The sequence below is a fragment of the Simplicispira sp. genome (assembly GCF_028687295.1).
GTDB classification, from domain to species: domain Bacteria; phylum Pseudomonadota; class Gammaproteobacteria; order Burkholderiales; family Burkholderiaceae_C; genus Simplicispira; species Simplicispira metamorpha.
The window spans coordinates 45,217-65,879 of record NZ_JAQUAL010000001.1 but is presented as its reverse complement, the minus strand read 5'-3'; the positions used below and the strand labels follow the sequence as shown (position 1 = coordinate 65,879).

The 20,663-nt window shown below is 65.9% G+C and carries 14 protein-coding genes and 1 tRNA gene; 12 read left to right on the top strand and 3 right to left on the bottom strand.

The genetic code is table 11. The annotated features are described in order from the left end of the window. The first annotated feature begins 45 nt into the window (after positions 1-45). The 6 genes from PHX69_RS00260 to PHX69_RS00235 are packed head-to-tail and all read left to right on the top strand — an operon-like array spanning position 46 to position 5,493. On the top strand, positions 46-1,572 hold the full coding sequence (locus PHX69_RS00260) for a TolC family protein (RefSeq protein ID WP_288041783.1): 1,527 nt from the start codon (positions 46-48) through the stop codon (positions 1,570-1,572). 1 nt (position 1,573) lies between these two features. Next, positions 1,574-2,956 (top strand): multicopper oxidase family protein, encoded by a 1,383-nt coding sequence (locus PHX69_RS00255; protein ID WP_288041782.1) that lies wholly within the window; start codon positions 1,574-1,576, stop codon positions 2,954-2,956. A 21-nt stretch (positions 2,957-2,977) separates the two neighbouring features. After that, entirely contained in the window at positions 2,978-3,475 is a 498-nt protein-coding gene (locus PHX69_RS00250; RefSeq protein WP_288041781.1) for a cupredoxin domain-containing protein, read from the top strand. Between the two features lie 50 nt (positions 3,476-3,525). Then, positions 3,526-4,056 (top strand): DUF411 domain-containing protein, encoded by a 531-nt coding sequence (locus PHX69_RS00245; RefSeq protein WP_288041780.1) that lies wholly within the window; start codon positions 3,526-3,528, stop codon positions 4,054-4,056. After that, positions 4,053-4,442: a copper-binding protein gene (locus tag PHX69_RS00240; RefSeq protein WP_119013435.1), complete on the top strand. Its 390-nt coding sequence runs from the start codon at positions 4,053-4,055 to the stop codon at positions 4,440-4,442. Before PHX69_RS00245 ends, PHX69_RS00240 begins: the two co-directional genes overlap by 4 nt. Before the next feature lie 34 nt (positions 4,443-4,476). After that, positions 4,477-5,493, top strand: coding sequence for a P1 family peptidase (locus tag PHX69_RS00235; RefSeq protein ID WP_119013434.1), 1,017 nt, complete (start codon positions 4,477-4,479; stop codon positions 5,491-5,493). A 37-nt stretch (positions 5,494-5,530) separates the two neighbouring features. Here the strand turns inward: PHX69_RS00235 and PHX69_RS00230 are convergent, their stop codons facing one another. Next, positions 5,531-7,759, bottom strand: a complete 2,229-nt coding sequence (locus tag PHX69_RS00230; RefSeq protein ID WP_288041779.1) for a DUF1631 family protein — start codon at positions 7,757-7,759, stop codon at positions 5,531-5,533. 39 nt (positions 7,760-7,798) lie between these two features. Beyond that, positions 7,799-9,460, bottom strand: coding sequence for an energy-dependent translational throttle protein EttA (gene ettA, locus PHX69_RS00225; RefSeq protein ID WP_288041778.1), 1,662 nt, complete (start codon positions 9,458-9,460; stop codon positions 7,799-7,801). Between the two features lie 242 nt (positions 9,461-9,702). On the opposite strand from ettA, the gene PHX69_RS00220 reads away from it, so the two are divergent. Together PHX69_RS00220 and PHX69_RS00215 are read left to right on the top strand one after the other, a co-directional pair. Beyond that, positions 9,703-11,454 (top strand): DEAD/DEAH box helicase, encoded by a 1,752-nt coding sequence (locus tag PHX69_RS00220; protein WP_288041792.1) that lies wholly within the window; start codon positions 9,703-9,705, stop codon positions 11,452-11,454. A gap of 283 nt (positions 11,455-11,737) precedes the next feature. Further along, complete coding sequence (locus tag PHX69_RS00215) at positions 11,738-13,537, top strand: M14 family zinc carboxypeptidase (RefSeq protein ID WP_502958443.1); 1,800 nt, start codon at positions 11,738-11,740, stop codon at positions 13,535-13,537. Positions 13,538-13,694: 157 nt separating this feature from the next. On the opposite strand, the gene PHX69_RS00210 is transcribed toward PHX69_RS00215, so the two are convergent. Continuing rightward, positions 13,695-15,980 carry an arginine/lysine/ornithine decarboxylase gene (locus PHX69_RS00210; RefSeq protein WP_119013430.1) on the bottom strand — a complete coding sequence of 762 codons (2,286 nt, stop codon included), beginning with the start codon at positions 15,978-15,980 and terminating at the stop codon, positions 13,695-13,697. 147 nt (positions 15,981-16,127) lie between these two features. Here PHX69_RS00210 and PHX69_RS00205 point away from each other — a divergent pair, with 147 nt between their 5' ends. The 4 genes from PHX69_RS00205 (at position 16,128) to PHX69_RS00190 (ending at position 20,658) form a co-directional block, all read left to right on the top strand. Continuing rightward, the gene (locus PHX69_RS00205; RefSeq protein ID WP_288041776.1) at positions 16,128-16,553 is read left to right on the top strand and encodes an NfeD family protein; all 426 of its coding nucleotides are present in this window, start codon (positions 16,128-16,130) and stop codon (positions 16,551-16,553) included. A gap of 83 nt (positions 16,554-16,636) precedes the next feature. Continuing rightward, positions 16,637-17,551, top strand: a complete 915-nt coding sequence (locus tag PHX69_RS00200) for an SPFH domain-containing protein (protein ID WP_288041774.1) — start codon at positions 16,637-16,639, stop codon at positions 17,549-17,551. Between the two features lie 70 nt (positions 17,552-17,621). Beyond that, positions 17,622-17,711: transfer RNA gene (locus PHX69_RS00195), tRNA-Ser, on the top strand. Positions 17,712-17,970: 259 nt separating this feature from the next. After that, complete coding sequence (locus PHX69_RS00190) at positions 17,971-20,658, top strand: cation-translocating P-type ATPase (RefSeq protein ID WP_288041773.1); 2,688 nt, start codon at positions 17,971-17,973, stop codon at positions 20,656-20,658. Positions 20,659-20,663 lie beyond the last annotated feature (5 nt).

Here is a 20,663-nt window from a genome sequence, read left to right as displayed (position 1 = left end):
CATGCGGGCTGGGTACACGCTGCGCAGCGTTTTCAGGAGCTTTCGATGTCGTTCTTCTCCATTTTTTACCCCCGTACCGGTGCCCGGCGCGGCGCCCCCCTCGCGGCTGCGCTGGCGCTGCGGGCACTGGCCCCATCGCCGCGCCGACCACCGCCCCGGTGGCGCCTGTCCCTGCTGGGCGCAGCCGCCGTGCTGGCGGGCTGCGCCAGTGTCTCGCCGGACGGCCTGCGCAGTGACGTGGCCGCACTCACCGCAGGCCGCACCGGGGGCGTGGACGCCGCACTGCCAGGCACCGACCCCGCCGCCCGCGCCCAGGCGCAGCAGGCCATCGCAGGTTGGCTGGCACAGCCCCTGACGCAAGACGCTGCCGTGCGCATCGCCCTGCTCAACAACCCCGGCCTGCAAGAGCGGCTGGCCGCGCTGGGCGTGGCCGATGCCGAGCGCGTGCAGGCCCTCACGCTGCCCAACCCGCACCTGACCCTGGGGCGCTTTGCCAACGGCCACGAGCGCGAAATCGAACGCAGCCTGTCCTTTGGCCTGCTCGATCTCATCACCCTGCCCTGGCGCAGCGCACGGCAGGCCGAACGCCTGCACCTGGCTACGCTGCAAGCGGCGCAAGACGTGGTCACGCTGGCGGCCGACACCCGCCGCGCCTGGCTACGCGCCGTCGCTGCCGAGCAGGTGGCGGCCACACACGAGCGCATGGTCGAAGCCGCCGAGGCCGGTGCCGAGCTGGCCCAGCGCATGGTGCGTGCGGGCAACTGGAGCCGCCTGCAACAAGCGCGCGAACAGGCCGTGCTGCACCAAGCCCGCGCCCAACTGGCCCGCGCCCGCTTGGCCGCCGCCACCGAGCGCGAGCAGCTCCACCACCGCCTGGGCGTGTGGGGCGAATCGGCGCAGTACCCGTTGGCCCAGCAGCTACCGCCACTGCCCACCAGCGCCTGGAGCGCCGACGACCTCGAAGCCACCGCCCTGCGCGAGCGCCTGGACGTGCAGGCCGCACGCCGCCAGCTCGACACCCTGGCCCAGCGCCAGGGCTGGAGCCGCGCGGGCGCCGTGTGGGGCAACGTCGGTGTGGCCTACAGCCGCAACACCGCCACCGAACGCGCCAGCGGCCACCGCGACGTGCAGCGCGGCTGGGAACTGGAGCTGCCCCTGCCCCTGTTCGACTGGGGCGGCGCCGCCCGCAGCCGTGCGCAGGCCGAGGTAGAGCAAGCATCGGCCCAGTTGCAAGACACCGCCGTGCGCGCCCGCAGCGAAGTGCGCGCCGCCTGGCACACCTACCGCACCGCGCTCGACCTGGCGCGCCAGCAACAAACCGAGGTGCTGCCGCTGCACCAATTCATCACCGAGGAAACCACCCTGCGCTACAACGGCATGCTGGCCAGCGTGTGGGAACTGCTGGCCCAGGCCCGTGCCAGCACGCAAGCCGTCGCGGACGCCATCAACGCCCAGCGCGACTTCTGGCTGGCCGATACCGACCTGCAATTGGCCCTCACGGGCACCTCGCCGGGCGCCTTGCAGGGCCTGAGCCCCGGTGCCACCGCTCCCTCCACTTCCCAAGGCCACTGACATGAACCGCCGCAACTTCTTCTCCGGCGCCGCCACGGCGGTCGCCGCCGCCTCCGTCAGCCGTGTGGCCCTGGCCGCGCTGCCCGAGCCCGCCATGCAGACCAGCGCCGATACCGCACCGCCACTGCACCCGCCCACGGGCCGCCCCTACCACCCGGTGGTCACGCTCAACGGCTGGACAGCGCCCTGGCGCATGAACGCGGGCGTGAAAGAGTTCCACCTGGTGGCCGAGCCCGTGGTGCGCGAAGTGGCGCCCGGCTTCATGGTCAACATGTGGGGCTACAACGGCCAGAGCCCCGGCCCCACCATCGAGGTGGTCGAGGGCGACCGCGTGCGCATCTTCGTCACCAACCGCCTGCCCGAGCACACCACCATCCACTGGCACGGCCAGCGCCTGCCCAATGGCATGGACGGCGTGGGCGGCCTCACCCAGCCCGCCATCCAGCCCGGCAAGACCTTCGTGTACGAGTTTGTGGCGCGCCGCCCTGGCACCTTCATGTACCACCCGCATGCCGACGAGATGGTGCAGATGGCCATGGGCATGATGGGGCTGTGGATCACCCACCCCAAAGGCAGCCACCCGCACATCGCCAAGGTGCAGCGCGACTACGCCTTTTTACTCAACGCGTTTGATGTGGAGCCCGGCAGCATGACGCCCCAGGTCAACACCATGCTGGAGCACAACATCTGGTGCTGGAACAGCCGGGTGTTTCCGGCCATCAGCCCACTGGTGGCTCGCCAAGGCGAGCGCGTGCGCGTCCGCGTAGGCAACCTCACCATGACCAACCACCCCATCCACCTCCACGGCCACGAGTTCGAGGTGACTGGCACCGATGGCGGCCCCGTGCCGCCCAGCGCACGCTGGCCCGAAGTAACCACCGACGTGGCCGTGGGCCAGATGCGGCAGGTCGATTTCATTGCCGACGAGCCCGGCGACTGGGCCCTGCACTGCCACAAAAGCCACCACACCATGGGCGCCATGGGGCACAGCGTGCCCACCATGGTGGGCGTTGGGCAGGCGGATCTGGTCAGCAAAATCCAGAAAATCGTCCCCGATTACATGGCAATGGGCGAGCACGGCATGGCAGAGATGGGTGCCATGGAAATGCCCCTGCCCGACAACACCCACCCCATGATGACCGGCACCGGCCCCTTCGGGCCGCTGGAAATGGGCGGCATGTTCACCACGCTCAAAGTGCGCGCCAACCAGCCTGCGGACGACTACAGCGATCCGGGCCACTTCAACCAGCCACCGGGTACGCGCGCCTACGAGTGGCAAGGTGCCCCGGCCAACACCCCGCGCCCCGCACGGGCAGACGCACCGGGCACCGCACCCGGCGCCGCCCATGCGCGCAAGCCCTCTGCTGGCGCTCACCCACACTGAATACACCCCGCGAGAAGCCCCATGAAAACTATTAAATTGATAGCTGCTTGCGCTTTACTGGCAAGCGCTGGAACCACTTTTGGCCATGAAAACTCACCCCACCATGCTGCCAGTACCGCCATGCCCCCAGAGCAAAAAGACTGGGGCATTGCGGGCGACGCCCAGGCCGTAAGCCGCACCATCACCGTCCGCATGGGTGACAACATGCGCTTTACCCCCGGCCACATAGAGGTACAGGAGGGCGACACCGTGCGCCTGCGTGCCGAGAACCAAGGCAAGGTGCTGCACGAGATGGTGCTGGGCACCAGGGCTGAACTCGACCAGCATGCACAAATGATGCAAAAGTTTCCTGGCATGGAGCACGATGCACCCTACATGGCCCATGTGCGCGCGGGCCAGCGCGGCGACATCGTCTGGCAATTCAACCGACCCGGCACCTTTGACTTTGCCTGCCTGATTGCCGGTCACTACCAGGCGGGCATGACCGGCACTATCACCGTCGTGCCGCGCAGCCGCTGATGGGCAGGCCGCAGCCACCACTTCCATTCACTGCAACGAAGGAAAACGCCATGTACCAACCCACTGTGTCACTGGCCACTTTGGCCACAACCCGCACCCCCCCCCTGCGCCGGCGCCAATGGCTGGCCGCCCTGCCTGTGCTGGGTGCAGCCCTGGTCGCCCCGCGCCTGGTGTACGCAGCCGCCAGCACCCCCATCGAGGTCTGGAAAGACCCCAGCTGCGGCTGCTGCCACGACTGGATAGAGCACATGCAGGCCAACGGCTTTGATTTCACCATCCACGACAGCGGCAACACTGCCGTGCGCACCCGCCTGGGCCTGCCGCAAAAGCTCGGCTCCTGCCACACTGCCTTGGTGGGCGGCTACCTGATCGAAGGCCATGTGCCCGCCAGCGACGTGCGCGCACTGCTCCAGCAAAAGCCCCAGGCACTGGGACTGGCCGTACCCGGCATGCCAGTGGGATCGCCCGGCATGGACGGCCCGGCCTACGGCAACCGCCGTGATCCGTACGACGTGCTGCTGGTGGCCCGAGATGGCAGCACCCGCATCTTCAAGCGCTACCACCAGAAAGCATCGGCATGAAAGCACTCGCTCAATCCATCGCCACCGTGCTGCTCTGGGGCGCACTGGGCTCTGCCCTGGCGCAGCCTGCCGCGCCAGCAGACGGCCACGACAGCCACCACAGCGCCGCACCTGGCGCAGCGGCCCCGCAAAGTGCCCCCGCCAGCACCCAGACAGACCCCAGTGACCTGAGCGAAGGCGAAATCACCCGCTGGGACCCGCGCACGCTCAAGGTCACACTGCGCCACCGGGAGATCAAAAACCTGGGCATGCCACCCATGACCATGGTGTTTCGTGTGCCGGATGCGGGCATGGTGGGTGGCCTGCAACCGGGCGCCAAGGTGCTTTTCCGGGCCGAACAGGTCAACGGCGCCTATGTGCTGACGCGCCTGCAAGCAGCGCCATAGCACAGCGCAGTGCGCGCCACCATAATCGCGCGCCATGAACACACCTCCCAACGCCAGCGATGCTGGCAGCATCACCCGCGTGGCCGGCATTGAAGTGGGCCATTTCACTGACACACGCCGCCCCACGGGCTGCACCGCCATCCTGGCGCGCCAGGGCGCCGTGGCGGGTGTGGATGTGCGCGGCGCCGCCCCCGGCACGCGCGAAACCGATCTGCTGCACCCCAGCAACCTGGTCGAGCAGGTGCATGCCATCGTGCTCTCGGGAGGCAGCGCCTGGGGGCTGGATGCGGCCAGCGGCGCCATGCGCTGGCTGGAAGAGCATGGCGTGGGCCTGGACGTGGGCATAGGGCGCGTGCCCATCGTGCCCGCCGCCGTGCTGTTCGACCTGCCGGTGGGCGACATGCGCATCCGCCCCGATGCAGCAGCAGGCTACGCGGCCTGTGCCGCCGCATCCGGGGCCGACCCCGCCGAGGGCAATGTGGGCGCAGGCACCGGCGCCAGCGTGGGCAAGCTGTTTGGCATGGCCCGCGCCATGAAGGGCGGCGTGGGTACGGCATCGGTCACGGTCGCTGGCATCACGGTGGGGGCGCTGATTGCCTGCAACGCCGTGGGCGATGTGATCGACCCTGACACCGCGCAGGTGCTGGCCGGTGCGCGCACCCCGGACGGGCGGCAGCTGCTGGGCAGCCGCAGCGCCCTGCTGCGCGGTGCGCTGCCGCACACCATCCTGCCCGGCACCAACACCACGATTGGCGTGGTGGCCACGGATGCCATCCTGAGCAAAACGCAAGCGCACCGCCTGGCCGTGGCCGCGCACGATGGCCTGGCGCGCAGCATCAACCCGGTACACACCCAACTCGACGGCGACACGCTGTTTGCGCTGGGAACAGGGGCCTCGGGCCAGCGCCCCGACATGCTGCTGCTGTGCGCCCTGGCCGCCGAAGCCACGGCCCGCGCCACCGTGCGCGCGGTGCGGGCAGCGCGCAGCATCACCACCGCTGAGGGCTTGCACCTGCCCTGCGCTGCGGCGCTGGCCGCTGGCCTGGACTGAGTTGGACTGGGTGGGGTGGCGCCCGGTCAGCGCCCGGTCAGCGCGCTGGCAGGATGCGCAGCGCGCCCTCGGCACTCAAGCGGTCGCGCATACGCCGTGTCATGGATTGCGTGCTGCCGTCGGGGGCGGTGAACAAAAACAACGTGCCCTGAGGACTGGCCCAGGTCAGCTGCGTGCGCACCCGGCGCCGGTTGCTGACCAGCTCCACCCAGACGCCAACAGCAAAGCCATCGTCGGCAGAGGCTGCGGGCGCTGGCAGGTCATCGAGCACGATGTCCAGCTCGGCTGAAGCATTCTGGGCCATATTGGGGGCGGCTGCAGCGGGCAGGGCGGCCGGTGCAGCGGGTGCCTCAGGCACCTCCAGCGCCCGCTGGTGCAGGCCCTGCAACAACGAGACAAAGGCACTGATTTCTGCCTCCGGATAGGCAATGCTGCGCATGCCTTCTTCCAGCGTGGCCCGCATGCCGGGCAGTGCCTGCGCCAGACGCTCCCGGTCGGCACTCTCCATGCCGCTCTGGACGCTCCAGAACAGCAGTGGCACCAAGGCCAGATAGCCATGCGGGTCGCCCTCTGCGCCCTGCGGGTCTTGCAGTTGCGCCTGGGCCACCACATCGGCCCAGGGGCCGGTGGCAAAGTCCATGATCTCCACGGGCACCTGCCCCACCTCGGCAGACAGGCCACGGATATTGGCCGCCACTTGCTGCGCCAGCTGTTGGCGCCTTTGCGCCCGTGCCGCAGCACGCGCTTGCGCCGCACGCTGCTCCTGTTGTGCTTGCTGTTTCTGCTGCTGCACGGCCCAGGCCGCCTCCAACGCCTTGAGCACGGACTCGAACGGAGCAGCGCTGGTGATCTCCATGCCCGACAGGTGGGCCACGGCCTGGTCCGTCAAGCGCATGAAGCCGCTAAAACCCGGCGCATCGACAGAATCAAACGCCATGCTGCGCTGGGTCAACTCATCGAGCAGGCGGCGAGCAGGGTGCTGCTCGTCGCTGAAAAACTGTGCATCGCAACGCACCAATTGGGCAATGGCTGGGCCAAGACCTTGCACCGCCTGCTGCACTGGCGGCAGCAGGCGCGTGTCCTGGGCAATGTTTTGCATCATGCGCGCCACCACATCCACCGCCATCGCCTGGGGGTCGGGTGCCTGGGTAGGCGCGACGGCGTACGCAGTGCGCGGCACGCCCTGCCCCAGCCGGTCAACAAGGCTGCCCTGCTGGCTGTACGACAGGCGATCGACCAACCGCTCCAGTTCAGCCATGTCTTGCAGGGCCGCCACCGATGCAGAGGCAGAAACATCTGCCTCGGGCAGCCTGCGCGGATCGGACGCCCGTGCCCAGGCGGAACGCGCTCCTCCGGGCGACAGGGCCACTGCGCCGCTGTGGGCGCCGCCGCCCAGCACCGATTCATAAGGGTCGCCGATGCCGCCAAGCATCTGGCGCAGAATGCCCACCGTGAGCAAAGCTTCCTGGGCCTGCTCTGCCAGCGGTACCGCAGCACTCCAGCCGGGCTCCTGTCCATACCCGCCGTACAGGCTGGCACCCGCCCCTGGCGTTGTGGAAAACGAACTGGCAGCGCCCCCCTGGCCACCGCGCACGGTGGCACCCAAACCACCCCCAGACGCTACGCCATAGCCCACGGGGACAATACCGTGCTCGCTCAGGTCTTTGGCGGCACGCTGGTACACCGCCACCAATTGCTGGCCCAGCAGCTGGCGCATGTGCAGCATCCAAGCCTCGCGCACCGGCGCAGGCACACCCGTTTCAGCCACCACCCGTTGCAGGGCGCGGATGTAGTTTTCTGGCCGCAAGGGGTTGCGCTCAGGTTGCACACGCCGCAGCCCCTGGGCGGCACTGACCAAACCGTTGAGTTCAGCCAGCACGGCATCGGTGGCATGCAGCGCCTGCTGCTGTGCGCGCGACAGCTCTACCTGGGCTTGCACCTCGGCATCGTCCACCAGCGACAGCTCGCCAAAGTCCATGCCCGAAGGATCGGATGGGCGGGATTTGGCCGTCTCTGGCCCTTCGGCAAAGATTTCGAGCAAGGCCATGGGATAGGCCTTGACCATGGCCGCCTCATGCGCGTGCAGCAAGCGCAGTGCGTCGCTGGCCAGATTGCGCTGCTGGATGTCGCGCGTGCCCGACTCCTGTGCAGTCAGGGCGCTGCGCGTGACCTCCAGCAGCTTTGCCATGAGCGCCTCGCCCTCGCGCACGGCGTTGACGACGCAGGCCCTGAAAACCGCTCGGGTGCGGGACTCAGACTGTGACATGGCAAAGCAATCCCGGTGAATGGATGCAACAGAACAGGCTTACTTGAGCGCCTTGAAACGCATGCGGTGGGGCCGTGCGCCCTCATCGCCGAGGCGCTTTTTCTTGTCGGCTTCGTACTCTTGGTAGTTGCCGTCAAAGAACGTCCACTGGCTGTCGCCTTCAGCGGCCAGGATGTGCGTGGCGATGCGGTCGAGGAACCAGCGGTCATGGCTGATGACCAGCACGCTGCCCGCAAACTCCAGCAGCGCGTCTTCCAAAGCCCGCAGGGTTTCCACATCCAGGTCGTTGGAGGGCTCGTCCAGCAGCAGCACGTTGCCGCCCGCAATCAGGGTTTTGGCCAGATGCAGGCGCCCACGCTCACCACCCGAGAGCATGCCCACCTTCTTTTGCTGGTCAGCTCCGTTGAAGTTGAAGCGCCCGCAGTAGGCGCGGCTGGCCATCTGGAACTTGCCCACGTTGAGGATGTCCAGACCGCCCGAGACATCTTCCCAGACGGTTTTTTCGTTGGCCAGCACATCGCGGTGCTGATCGACAAAGGCCATGTTGACGGTCGAGCCGACCACCACCGTGCCGCTGTCGGGCTGTTCTTTGCCGGCCAGCAGCTTGAACAGCGTCGATTTACCCGCGCCGTTGGGGCCGATGATGCCGACGATGGCACCGGGCGGCACAGTGAAGCTGAGGTTGTCAATCAGCAGCCGATCGCCAAACGACTTGCTGACGTTGTGGAATTCGAATACCTGTTGGCCCAGGCGATCGGCCACAGGAATGAAAATTTCCTGCGTCTCGTTGCGCTTTTGGTATTCCATGTCGCTCAGCTCTTCAAAGCGAGCCAGGCGCGATTTGCTCTTGGCCTGGCGTGCCTTGGGGTTCTGGCGCGACCATTCCAGTTCTTTTTTCAGTGCCTTGGCGTGGGCTTCTTCGCTCTTTTGCTCTTGCGCCAGGCGATCGCCCTTTTGCTCCAGCCAGGTGCTGTAGTTGCCCTTCCATGGAATGCCACGGCCCCGGTCCATTTCCAGAATCCATTCCGCCGCGTTGTCGAGGAAGTAGCGATCGTGGGTGATGGCCACCACGGTGCCAGGAAAGCGTTGCAAAAACTGCTCCAGCCAATCCACTGACTCGGCATCCAAGTGGTTGGTGGGCTCATCGAGCAACAGCATATCGGGCTTGGACAGCAGCAGGCGGCACAGTGCCACGCGGCGCTTTTCACCGCCCGAGAGCATGCCGATCTTGGCGTCCCACGGCGGCAGGCGCAACGCGTCGGCGGCAATTTCAAGCTGGTGCTCGGAGTCAGTTCCGGCGGTAGCGATGATGGCTTCGAGCTCGGCCTGCTCGGCAGCCAGGGCATCAAAGTCAGCGTCCTCGGCACCGTAAGCGATATAGACCTCTTCCAGTCGGGCCTTGGCGGCAAACACCGCGCCCATCGATTCTTCCACCGACTCGCGCACCGTGTGCTCATCGTTGAGCTTGGGTTCTTGCTCCAGGTAACCGATGGTCAATCCGGGCATGGGCAGCGCTTCGCCCTCGAATTCCTTGTCGACACCGGCCATGATCTTGAGCAACGTGGACTTGCCCGAGCCATTGAGACCCAGCACGCCAATTTTGGCGCCCGGAAAAAACGAGAGCGAAATGTCCTTCAAGAGCTGGCGCTTGGGGGGCACCGTCTTGCTGACGCGGTTCATGGAGTAAACGTATTGGGCCATCTGTAGTAGTCACACCTGCAAAAAAAGGCAGAGGATTCTGCGAACAAACCGCGATTATCGGCTCATGCGACAATATCCGTCGTTGCGCACTCCAGTTGTGCGCAACATCAGCAGTCTGCTGGGGACGACGCAAGCAATTGCCGGCTCCCACCCTTGAACCTTATCAGCCTAACACTGGCTCGGCAGCTCTCAGGTTGCCACGACAGGCCGATACCCGGCGCCCGGATGGGCGCGTCTTTTACATCACATTTGACGATCTGAATCTGGCTCCGGCCATCATGAAGGCTGTGCGTGAGCAGGGCTACGAAACCCCTACGCCCATCCTGGCGCAGGCCATTCCTGCGGTGCTGGCCGGGCAAGACCTGCTGGCAGGCGCACAAACCGGCACCGGCAAAACGGCAGCCTTCACGCTGCCCATGCTGCACCGCCTGTCGCTGGAAGCAGCGCCCAAAAGCAAATTTGGCGGCAAAGGCGTGCGCGCCCTGGTGCTGACGCCCACGCGCGAACTGGCCGCACAGGTCGAAGAGTCCGTGCGCCAGTACGGCAAGTACCTCGACCTGAACTCCACTGTGGTGTTCGGCGGTGTGGGCATGAACCCGCAAATCGACCGCATCAAGCGCGGCGTGGACGTGCTGGTGGCCACGCCAGGCCGTCTGCTGGACTTGCAGCAACAAGGTTTTCTGGACTTGTCCACCGTGCAGATGCTGGTGCTCGATGAGGCCGACCGCATGCTGGACATGGGCTTCATCCACGACGTCAAGAAAATCCTGGCGCTGGTGCCCAAAGATAAGCAAAGTCTGCTGTTCTCGGCCACCTTCAGCGATGAAATCCGCGAACTGGCCGGCACACTGCTCAAAGACCCGCAAAGCATTCAGGTGACGCCGCGCAACACCACCGTGCAGCGCATCTCGCAGGTGATTCACCCGGTGGGCCGGGGCAAGAAAAAGCAGGCGCTGCTGCACATCATCCAGGAGCACAACTGGAGCCAGGTGCTGGTGTTCACACGCACCAAGTTCGGCGCCAACAACGTGGCCGAATTCCTGACCAAGAACGGCGTGCAGGCCATGGCACTGCACGGCAACAAGAGCCAAAGCGCACGCACGCAAGCGCTGGCGGGCTTCAAGAGCGGCGACATCCGCGCCCTGGTGGCCACCGACATTGCCGCACGCGGCATCGACATCGACGAGCTGCCCCACGTCGTCAACTACGAAATCCCCAACGTCTCCGAAGACTATGTTCACCGCATTGGCCGCACAGGCCGCGCGGGCAACAGCGGCGAAGCCGTGAGCCTGGTCTGTATGGACGAAGAAGGCTTCATGATGGACATCGAGCGCTTTACCAAGCAGCAGATTCCCGTGCAGATCATTGAAGGCTTTGGCCCCGAAGAAGGCGAAAAGGCCGAACCCATTGCCATGGGTCGCCAAACCATTTGGGGCGGCGCGGGTAAGCCCCCCAGCCGTGACGTGATGCAGGCCGCAGCCAAGGCCGCGCGCGGCGAGATGATGGAACGCATGCGCGCTGGCAAGGCACCCCAGGGCGATCGTGGCGGCAAACCCGCTGCTGGCAATGGTGGCGGTGGTGGCCAACGCAATGCAGGCGGCGGCGGTGGCCGCAGCGCCCCGCGCGGCGCGGCACCTGCTGGTGGTGCTGGCCGCGGCCCAGGTGGCCCAGGCCAGGGGCCAGCACGCGGACGCTCGGGTGGTGGTGGCGGCGGCGGACGTTTCAGTGATGCCCAACCCCCCCGCGAAAACGCCCATCTCGGAACGCATGGCGGCCACAGCATGCCATCGAGCCGGGGATCGGGCCCCTCGGGCCAGCCAGACCCCATGCGCACCAGCGTAGATAGCATGCTGGAGCGCGGTCGCCGTGGCGGCGGTGGCGGCTTCCGCAGCGGCGGTGGCGGCTATGGTGGCGGCGGCGGCGGACGCGGCGGCCCACGCGGTGGCAGCGGCGGCGCTGGCGGCGGCCCACGCGGCGGCTCGTTCAACCGCTGACAAACCACAGGCTGCGCAGCATGGCCCACCGCGCCCATGCTGTGCCAGCCCTGTACGCCAGCGCAGGCCCAGCGCGTCGGCCACAGCCAAAAATACCAAGCAAAAACGGCTTCAAAGGCGCGTGCAGCCTGCGCTATCAGCTATTCATCTAATAGCAAAAACTGCCTTCAACCGCATCGGCGGCCGCAGGCCATAGATGCTGCCAACGGGGTAACATTGCCCGCCCCACTGCCCAGCACCCTGCTGGCGGCATGTGGTGAATACAGGTTGACACACCATGACCATGTACCCGCACTCTGGCGTCTTGCCCCCCCAACACGCAAACACCCCTGGCTTGCGCAGCGCATCCCATGGCGTTTGCCGCGCACTGCCCACCCTGCTGGCCACGGCCCTGCTGGCCGCATGCAGCACCACACCGCTGCCACCCTGGCCTTCCGTCAGAAAAGTGCCGCCGCCCAAGCCGCCGCAAGCCGTGGTCGTGCCCGCCCCCCTGGGGCAGCCCCTGGCAGTGCCGCCTGCTACAGCACCCTCACCAGCCCTGCCTGCCGGACAGCCCGCAGCGCTGGGCAACGTGCTGGACAACGCCGCCGTCGCCGCCCGTTTTCCCGATCCGGCGGTGCGTTACCACACACCGGGCCTGGCAGCGCAGCGCTCTGCCTTCACCACCAACGCTGAACTGGCCCAGTGGCTGCGCGACCTGGCCGCTGGCCCCCTGCCAGCGGGCACGCAGGCGGCCTTGCTGGCGCTGGGCCCCTCGCAGGGCGCAGAACCCATCCACGCCCTGGTGCTCACGCGCGCACCCGGCACAGATCCCAACAGCCTGGCAGAAAGCCAGCGCCCCACCGTGCTGCTGATAGGCCAGCAACACGGCGACGAGCCTGCGGGCAGCGAGGCCCTGCTGGTCATGGCCCAAGAACTGCTGCGCGGGCCACTGGCGCCTTTGCTGGAGCGCATCAACGTCATTCTGGTGCCACGCGCCAACCCCGATGGCGCGCAGGCCGGTACGCGCAACACCGCCAACGGCATCGATCTGAACCGCGACCACCTGCTGCTGCGCACCCCCGAGGCCCGCGCACTGGCCGCGCTGGTGCGCGACTACCGCCCGCTGCTGGTGCTCGATGCCCATGAATACCCCGCCGCAGGCGACTACCTGGAAAAACTCAACGCCCTGCCCCGATACGACGCTCTGCTGCAATACGCCACCACGGCCAACATGCCAGAGTTCGTGACCAAAGCAGCACAAGAGTGGTACCACGAGCCGATGGTCAAGGCGCTACAGGCACAAGGGCTCAGCAGCGATTGGTACCACACCCCCGCTACCTCGCCTGCGGGGGCCCTGCGCATGGCCATGGGCAGGGCCCTGCCCGACAACGCCCGCAATGCCAATGGCCTGAAAAATGCCGTCAGCCTGGTGGTGGCCACACGCGGCATCGGCCTGGGCCATCGCCATATCCAGCGCCGCGTACACACCCACGTCACCGCGCTGGGCCACGCCCTGCGCAGCACCGCCGAACGCGCTGACAAGCTCGAACAGGTACGCGAGTTTGTCGATCGCGACACCACCGCCCTGGCCTGCCACGGCCAGGTAGTGCTTGAAGCGGGCCCCACGCCACTGGATCGCAACACCACCGCCCTGGACCCCAACACCGGCGCCGATCGCACGCTGGCCGTGCCCTGGGACTCCGCACTGCAACTGCGCACGCTGCAATCGCGCCCGCGCCCCTGCGGCTACTGGCTGGCCCCCGGCGCCACCACGGCCGTAGAGCGGCTTACGCTGCTGGGACTGCAAGTGCTGCGCGTGGCCGAGCCCGGCGGGGTGCTGGTGGACAGCTTCAGCGCCGCCGATGCCGCAGCGTCCACGCAACCCGACGCGCGAGCAGCCATCACCCTGGTGCGCAGCGCCATCGACGTGCCCGCAGGCAGCTTCTATGTGCCCCTGAACCAGCCGCTGGCCCACCTGGCCGTGGCCGCGCTGGAGCCCGGCACACCGGTCAGCTACACCAGCCACGGACTGATCGAGTCGCTCTCGGACACCGCACGCGTCATGTCCACACCATCGCTGATCTTTGAAGAGATGGAGTAAGCCCCACCCAGCGCGCCCAAGGCAGGCGCACGGAGCCGGCAAACCCGGAAATCACCCTGTTTTTGAAGCAAAAACGGCCCGCAATGCTTGCGGGCCGTGCGCTTTTAGCTACGCATTCGATAGCAAAAAAGGCCAGGGCTTTCTGGCCTGACCGTGCTTACGCTGCCACGCAATCGGCGTAGTAGCGCACCACGCCATCGGTGCCTTCCACCTCCACCAGGCCGTGGATGTCGGTTTCAAAACCGGGGCAGATTTTGGCGAAATCGCGCGCAAACTTCAGGTAATCGACAATTTTCTTGTTGAACACCTCGCCCGGAATCAACAGCGGAATGCCCGGTGGGTACGGCGTCACCAGCCCCACAGTGATGCGCCCTTCCAGGTGGTCGATTTCCACGCGCTCGGTGGTGCGGTGGGCAATGTGGGCGTAGGCGTCCGAGGGCTTCATGGCCGGCTTCAAGTCCGAGAGGTACATCTCGGTGGTCAGGCGGGCAATGTCGTGCTTGGCGTACATCTCATGGACGTGCTGGCACAGGTCGCGCAGGCCCATGCGCTCATAGACTTTGTGCTGCTGGCAGAACTCGGGAAGGATGCGCCACATGGGCTGGTTCTTCTCGTAATCGTCCTTGAACTGTTGCAGCGCCGTCAGCATGGTGTTCCAGCGGCCCTTGGTGATGCCGATGGTGAACATGATGAAGAACGAGTACAGGCCGGTTTTTTCCACCACCACGCCGTGCTCGGCCAGGTACTTGGTGACGATGCTGGCCGGAATGCCGGTCTTGTCGAACGCGCCATCCAGGTTCAGGCCCGGCGTGACGATGGTGGACTTGATCGGGTCCAGCATGTTGAAGCCATCGGCCAGCGGGCCAAAGCCATGCCACTTGCTGGCGCTCTTTTTGCCTTTGCCCTTGCCATCGCTGCGGATGATCCAGTCTTCGGCGCGGCCAATGCCCTCCTCGACCAGCTTGTCCGGGCCCCAGACCTTGAACCACCAGTCGTCCTTGCCAAACTCCTCTTCGATCTGGCGCATGGCACGGCGAAAGTCCAGCGCCTCCAGGATCGACTCTTCTACCAGCGCAGTGCCACCGGGTGGCTCCATCATGGCAGCGGCCACGTCGCAGCTGGCAATGATGCTGTACTGCGGGCTGGTCGAGGTGTGCATCAGGTACGCCTCGTTGAACAGGTGGCGGTCGAGCTTGGTGCTCTGCGAGTCTTGCACCAACACATGGCTGGCCTGGCTGATACCGGCCAGCAGCTTGTGGATGGACTGGGTGGCATAGACCACCGAATGCTGTGGCCGCGCACGCTTTTTGCCCATGGCGTGGTAGGCGCCGTAGAACGGATGGAAGGCCGCGTGCGGCAGCCAGGCCTCGTCAAAGTGCAGGTTGTCCACGTAGCCATCGAGCATCTGCTTGATGGTCTCGGTGTTGTAGAGCACGCCGTCATAGGTGGACTGCGTGAGCGTGAGCACGCGCGGCTTGACGGTGGTGGCATCCACACCCTGGAGCAAGGGGTTGGCGCGGATTTTTTCCTGGATGGTTTCGGGTTCGAACTCGCTCTGCGGAATCGGGCCAATGATGCCGAAATGGTTGCGCGTGGGCTTCAAAAACACCGGCACCGCGCCCGTCATGATGATGGCGTGCAGGATGGACTTGTGGCAGTTGCGGTCCACCACCACCACGTCGCCCGGCGCCACGGTGTGGTGCCAGACGATCTTGTTCGATGTGCTGGTGCCGTTGGTCACGAAGAAGCAGTGGTCGGCATTGAAGATGCGCGCGGCGTTGCGCTCCGATTCGCCAATGGCGCCGTTGTGGTCGAGCAGCTGGCCCAGCTCTTCGACCGCGTTGCACACGTCGGCGCGCAGCATGTTTTCGCCGTAGAACTGGTGGTACATCTGGCCCACGGGGCTTTTCAGGAAAGCCACGCCGCCCGAGTGGCCGGGGCAGTGCCAGCTGTACGAGCCGTCTTCCGCGTAGTCCAGCAGCGCCTTGAAGAACGGTGGCTGCACGCCCTCCAGGTAGCTCTTGGCCTCGCGGATGATGTGCTTGGCCACAAACTCGGGCGTGTCCTCAAACATGTGGATGAAGCCGTGCAGCTCGCGCAGGATGTCGTTGGGCAGGTGGCGGCTGGTTTTGGTTTCGCCGTAGATGTAGATGGGCACATCGGCGTTCTTGCGGCGCACCTCGCCAATGAAGCTGCGCAGGCTGTGCACGATGGGGTCTTGGCCCGCGCCCAGCGTGAATTCCTCGTCGTCAATCGACAGAATAAAAGCGCTGGCACGGCTTTGCTGCTGCGCAAACTGGCTCAGGTCGCCGTAGCTGGTAACGCCCAGCACCTCGAAGCCTTCGGCCTCAATCGCCTGCGCCAGCGCACGAATGCCCAGACCCGACGTATTCTCGGAACGATAGTCTTCATCGATGATGATGATGGGAAAGCGAAATTTCATGTGCAGCCTCTGTAAAGCCGTACCGTGCCCGGCCAAAAAACAAAATAGGCGCGAAGTGTAAGTAATAAGTATGTCGCTCTCTTGAAGCACATTCGATATGACCCAGAATGGGCGCTCTTGAGACCCATACACAGCGAGGTGCTTCTGATGGATGAATCCACTCTCTGGTGGCTGCTGACCGGCGCGACCGTCGCCGTCGAACTGCTGACCGGGACTTTTTACCTGCTCATGCTGGCCGTAGGACTGGCCGCCGGGGCGGCTGCCGCCCATGTCGGGCTGGGGCTGGCGGCGCAATTGATCGCTGCCTCCGTGGTGGGCGGCGGTGCCGTGGTGACGTGCTACTACTTTCGCAAAAAAGGCCCCGGCGCCCCTTCCGCCCGGGCCGACCGCAACGTCAACCTGGATGTGGGCGAAACCGTGTCCATAGACCAATGGAATGCCGATGGCACCGCCAGCGTCAAATACCGGGGCGCGCAGTGGACGGCCATTCACCGCCCCGGCACGGTGCCGCGCACCGGCCCGCACCGCGTGGCCGAACTGGTGGGCAGTCGGCTGCTGGTCGATCCGCTCTGACGCCAGCGTCCATACCCCATCACCCTGCCCCGGCACCTACCCGTGTCCCACCCGTTCCCCTCCCCACAGCAGAAAGGCTTGTCATGGAAGTAGCCATCGTCATCTTCGTCATTGCGGCGATCTTCATTGCGCGCTCGGTCAAGGTCGTGCCGCAACAGAACGCCTGGGTCAAAGAGCGCCTGGGCAAATACGCCGGCACCCTGACACCGGGGCTGAATTTTCTGGTGCCTTTTATCGACCGCGTGGCCTACAAGCACAGCCTGAAAGAAATTCCGCTCGATGTGCCCAGCCAGATCTGCATCACGCGCGACAACACGCAGCTGCAAGTCGATGGCATCCTGTACTTTCAGGTCACCGACCCAATGCGCGCCAGCTACGGCTCATCCAACTACATCATGGCCGTGACGCAACTGGCCCAGACCAGCCTGCGCAGCGTGATCGGCAAGCTCGAACTCGACAAAACCTTTGAAGAGCGCGACATCATCAACGCCCAGGTGGTGCAAGCCATTGACGAGGCGGCGCTGAACTGGGGCGTGAAAGTGCTGCGCTACGAAATCAAGGATTTGACGCCGCCCACCGAAATTTTGCGGGCCATGCAGGCGCAAATCACCGCCGAACGTGAAAAGCGCGCCCTGATCGCGGCCTCTGAAGGCCGCCGCCAGGAGCAGATCAACATCGCCACCGGCGAGCGCGAGGCCTTCATTGCCCGATCCGAGGGCGAAAAACAGGCCGCCATCAACAACGCCCAAGGCGAGGCCGCTGCCATCCTGACGGTGGCATCCGCCTCTGCCCAGGCCATTGAGCGCGTAGCCGCCGCCATACGCCAGCCCGGCGGAGAGCAGGCCGTGCAGCTCAAGGTGGCAGAAAAAGCCGTCGAAGCCTACGGCAAGGTGGCCCAGGATGCCACCACCACCCTGATCGTTCCCAGCAACATGACCGAGGTATCGGCGCTGATTGGCTCGGCCATGAAGATGGTGCAGACCCAGAAGCCAACGTAAGTGCGGGTTTTCATGTTTTCTTGCCGAGAGGCCGGAAAACGCCAAAGTCATGGCTATAATCGAGGGCTTCGGAGAGGTGGATGAGCGGTTTAAGTCGCACGCCTGGAAAGCGTGTGTGGGCTAATCCCCACCGCGGGTTCGAATCCCGCCCTCTCCGCCAAAACAAAACCCCTTGCAATTCATTGACTTGCAAGGGGTTTTTCCTTTTGCGAAGCGATTTCGCACACGGCTATCACCGCCCCACCCCCACACCAAGCGCGTGCCAGCAGAACTGGGGCAGGCAAACGCTGCGCTCGTCAGGGTGCCAACCAATTATTGCTATCAAATAAATAGCTGCTTACGCATATCACGTAAGGCTTGAACTCATATTTGGCTTAAATTCCGGAGAGCAGCACCCCCACGCTGGAAGAAAGCCCGGTATGCCACCCCACGATACGCGCCCGTCCACCGCCCCTGTGACCACCCCCGTGGCGGATACGACAGCCGATGCCCACCAGGGGCTGGGCAGCGCCGAAGCAGCGCGCCGCCTGGCCATCGATGGCCCCAATGCGCTGCCCGGCAGTGCCCCGCGCTCTGCGGCGGCCTTGTTGTGGGACGTGCTCACTGAGCCCATGCTGCTGATGCTGCTGGCGGCGGGCGGCATCTACCTGGCGCTGGGCGACCGGGGCGAGGCGCTGTTCTTGCTCAGTTTTGTCTTCGTAGTGATCGGCATCACGCTGGCGCAGGAGCACAAGACGCAGCGTGCGCTCGAATCCCTGCGCGACCTGTCGGCACCGCGCGCCCTGGTCATGCGCGATGGCCAGGAACAACGCATTGCCGGGCAGGATGTGGTGCGCGGCGACCTGCTGATACTGCACGAGGGCGACCGCATCGCCGCTGATGCGCAGTTGATCCAAGGCCAGCTGGAAGTGGACGAGTCGCTGCTCACCGGCGAGGCCGTGCCCGTTACCAAACTGCCCGCAGCGCAGGCCGATCAGGCAACCGCTGCCGCTGCTGCCGCCAGCACCGCACCGCCCCAATCCAAGCCAGCCCCCTCAGGGTGCAACGCAGCACACACCGTGGCCAGCGTGGGGGCCTTATTTGCCAGCACCGTGGTCACGCGTGGCGTGGGGCTGGCGCGGGTGTGCGCCACCGCCAGCCATACCGCAGTGGGCCGCCTGGGTGCCGATCTGGCGACCACTGCCGAGCCCGCCTCGGCGCTGCAACAAGGTTCGCGCACGCTGGTGCGTCGGCTGGGCGCCATCGCGGTGGTGCTGGCCAGTGCGCAGGTGGTGCTGGGCTGGTGGTGGAACGGCGGGGCGCTGCTCGACAGCCTGCTGTCTGGCATTGCGCTGGCCATGGCCATCCTGCCCGAAGAAATCCCGGTGATTCTCACGGTATTTCTGGCGCTGGGCGCGTGGCGGATTTCGCAGCAAAAGGTGCTGACGCGGCGCGTCACGGCGGTAGAAACGCTGGGCGCCATCACCGTGCTGGCGGTGGACAAAACGGGCACGCTCACCATGAACCGCATGGCCGTGGCAGAGCTGGCCACGGCCAATGAACGTTTCACGCCAGAGGACGCCCACCACCTGCCCGAAACCTTCCACCTGCTGACCGAATTTGCCATGCTGGCCACGCCGGGCGACCCGTTCGACCCGATGGAAAAAGCCATCCAGCACTTTGGCCACCAATGGCTGGCAGGCACCGAACATGTCCACGACGGGTACGAGTCGGAGTTTGAATACGCGCTCTCGGGCGATATCCTGGCCATGACGCGCGTTTTTGCCAGCGACGAACCCGACACACACCTGCTGGCCACCAAGGGCGCCCCCGAGGCTGTGGCCGACCTGTGCCACCTCGGCGCTGCGCAGCGCGAAACCATCCGCCGCCAGGTCGAGTCCATGGCCGAGCGGGGTCTGCGCGTGCTGGGCGTGGCGCGCGGGCACTGGAGGGGCCCGGCCCTGACACCCGACCAAAGCCCGCCCTGGCCGCAAAGCCAGCACGACTTCGACTTTGAATTTCTGGGCCTGCTGGCACTGGCCGACCCACCACGCCCCGAAGTGCCTGCCGCCCTGGCGCAATGCCGCCGCGCAGGTGTGCGCGTGGTCATGATGACTGGCGACCACCCGGCCACGGCCCGCGCGATTGCGCAGCAGGTGGGCCTGTCGGCGCGCCCCGAGGTGCTGACCGGCGCTGAACTCGAAGCGCTGGACGATGCCGCCCTGACCGCGCGCCTGCGCCATGTGGACTTGTGCGCGCGCCTGACACCCGCGCACAAGCTGCGTCTGGTGCAACTGCTGCGTGCCAGCGGCGAGGTGGTAGCCATGACAGGCGATGGTGTCAACGATGCCCCCGCGCTCAAGGCCGCCGATGTGGGCATCGCCATGGGCGAGCGCGGCACCGACGTGGCACGCGAGGCCGCCGCCCTGGTGCTGCTGGACGACAGCTTTGCCCGCATCGTGGCCGCCATCCGCCAAGGCAGGCGCATTGACGACAACCTGCGCAAAGCCATCCGCTTCACCTTCGCGGTTCACCTTCCGATCATTGCGCTGGCACTGATCCCCACGCTCTTGCAATGGCCAGCGCTGCTGCTGCCAGTACACATCGTGCTGCTGCAATTGCTGATAGACCCGACCTGCGCGGTGGTGCTGGAGGCCGAGCCCGAGGCCCCGGGCCTGATGGAGCGTGCGCCGCGCGCGGTCGGCGATTCGCCCTTTGCCCTGGCGGCCCTGGGCTATGCCGTGGTGCAGGGCCTGGGCATTGCAGTGCTGCTGCTGTGGGGCCATGCCTGGTTCAATGCCCAAGGGGCCAGTGCAGCACAAAGCCGGGGCGTGGTGTTTATCACGCTGGTGCTCAGCGTGATGCTGCTGATTCTGGCGCAGCGCAACGTGGCGCGGCCCGCCCTGTGGTCGGTGCGCTCGCCCACGCCCTGGCTGTGGCGGATCACGGCGGCCATGCTGTTGATGCTGGCGGCAGTCACCGGTCTGCCCTGGCTGCGCGGGTTGATGGGGCTGGCACTGCCCGGCACGGTGGGCATGGTCACCGTGGCAGCGCTGCTGGCACTGTGCCTGGCATGGCTGGAGCTGGTGCGCCTGCTGGGCCAGCACCTGGGGCTGGTACGGCGCTAGCGCGG

Bases quoted from the DNA above. Each gene is read 5' to 3' on its own strand.
- PHX69_RS00260 (WP_288041783.1), top strand. From the start codon at position 46: ATGTCGTTCTTCTCCATTTTTTACCCCCGTACCGGTGCCCGGCGCGGC.
- PHX69_RS00245 (WP_288041780.1), top strand. From the start codon at position 3,526: ATGTACCAACCCACTGTGTCACTGGCCACTTTGGCCACAACCCGCACC.
- PHX69_RS00250 (WP_288041781.1), top strand. From the start codon at position 2,978: ATGAAAACTATTAAATTGATAGCTGCTTGCGCTTTACTGGCAAGCGCT.
- PHX69_RS00210 (WP_119013430.1), bottom strand. From the start codon at position 15,980: ATGAAATTTCGCTTTCCCATCATCATCATCGATGAAGACTATCGTTCC.
- PHX69_RS00190 (WP_288041773.1), top strand. From the start codon at position 17,971: ATGCCACCCCACGATACGCGCCCGTCCACCGCCCCTGTGACCACCCCC.
- PHX69_RS00230 (WP_288041779.1), bottom strand. From the start codon at position 7,759: ATGTCACAGTCTGAGTCCCGCACCCGAGCGGTTTTCAGGGCCTGCGTC.
- PHX69_RS00205 (WP_288041776.1), top strand. From the start codon at position 16,128: ATGGATGAATCCACTCTCTGGTGGCTGCTGACCGGCGCGACCGTCGCC.
- PHX69_RS00215 (WP_502958443.1), top strand. From the start codon at position 11,738: ATGTACCCGCACTCTGGCGTCTTGCCCCCCCAACACGCAAACACCCCT.
- PHX69_RS00240 (WP_119013435.1), top strand. From the start codon at position 4,053: ATGAAAGCACTCGCTCAATCCATCGCCACCGTGCTGCTCTGGGGCGCA.
- PHX69_RS00235 (WP_119013434.1), top strand. From the start codon at position 4,477: ATGAACACACCTCCCAACGCCAGCGATGCTGGCAGCATCACCCGCGTG.
- PHX69_RS00200 (WP_288041774.1), top strand. From the start codon at position 16,637: ATGGAAGTAGCCATCGTCATCTTCGTCATTGCGGCGATCTTCATTGCG.
- ettA (WP_288041778.1), bottom strand. From the start codon at position 9,460: ATGGCCCAATACGTTTACTCCATGAACCGCGTCAGCAAGACGGTGCCC.
- PHX69_RS00255 (WP_288041782.1), top strand. From the start codon at position 1,574: ATGAACCGCCGCAACTTCTTCTCCGGCGCCGCCACGGCGGTCGCCGCC.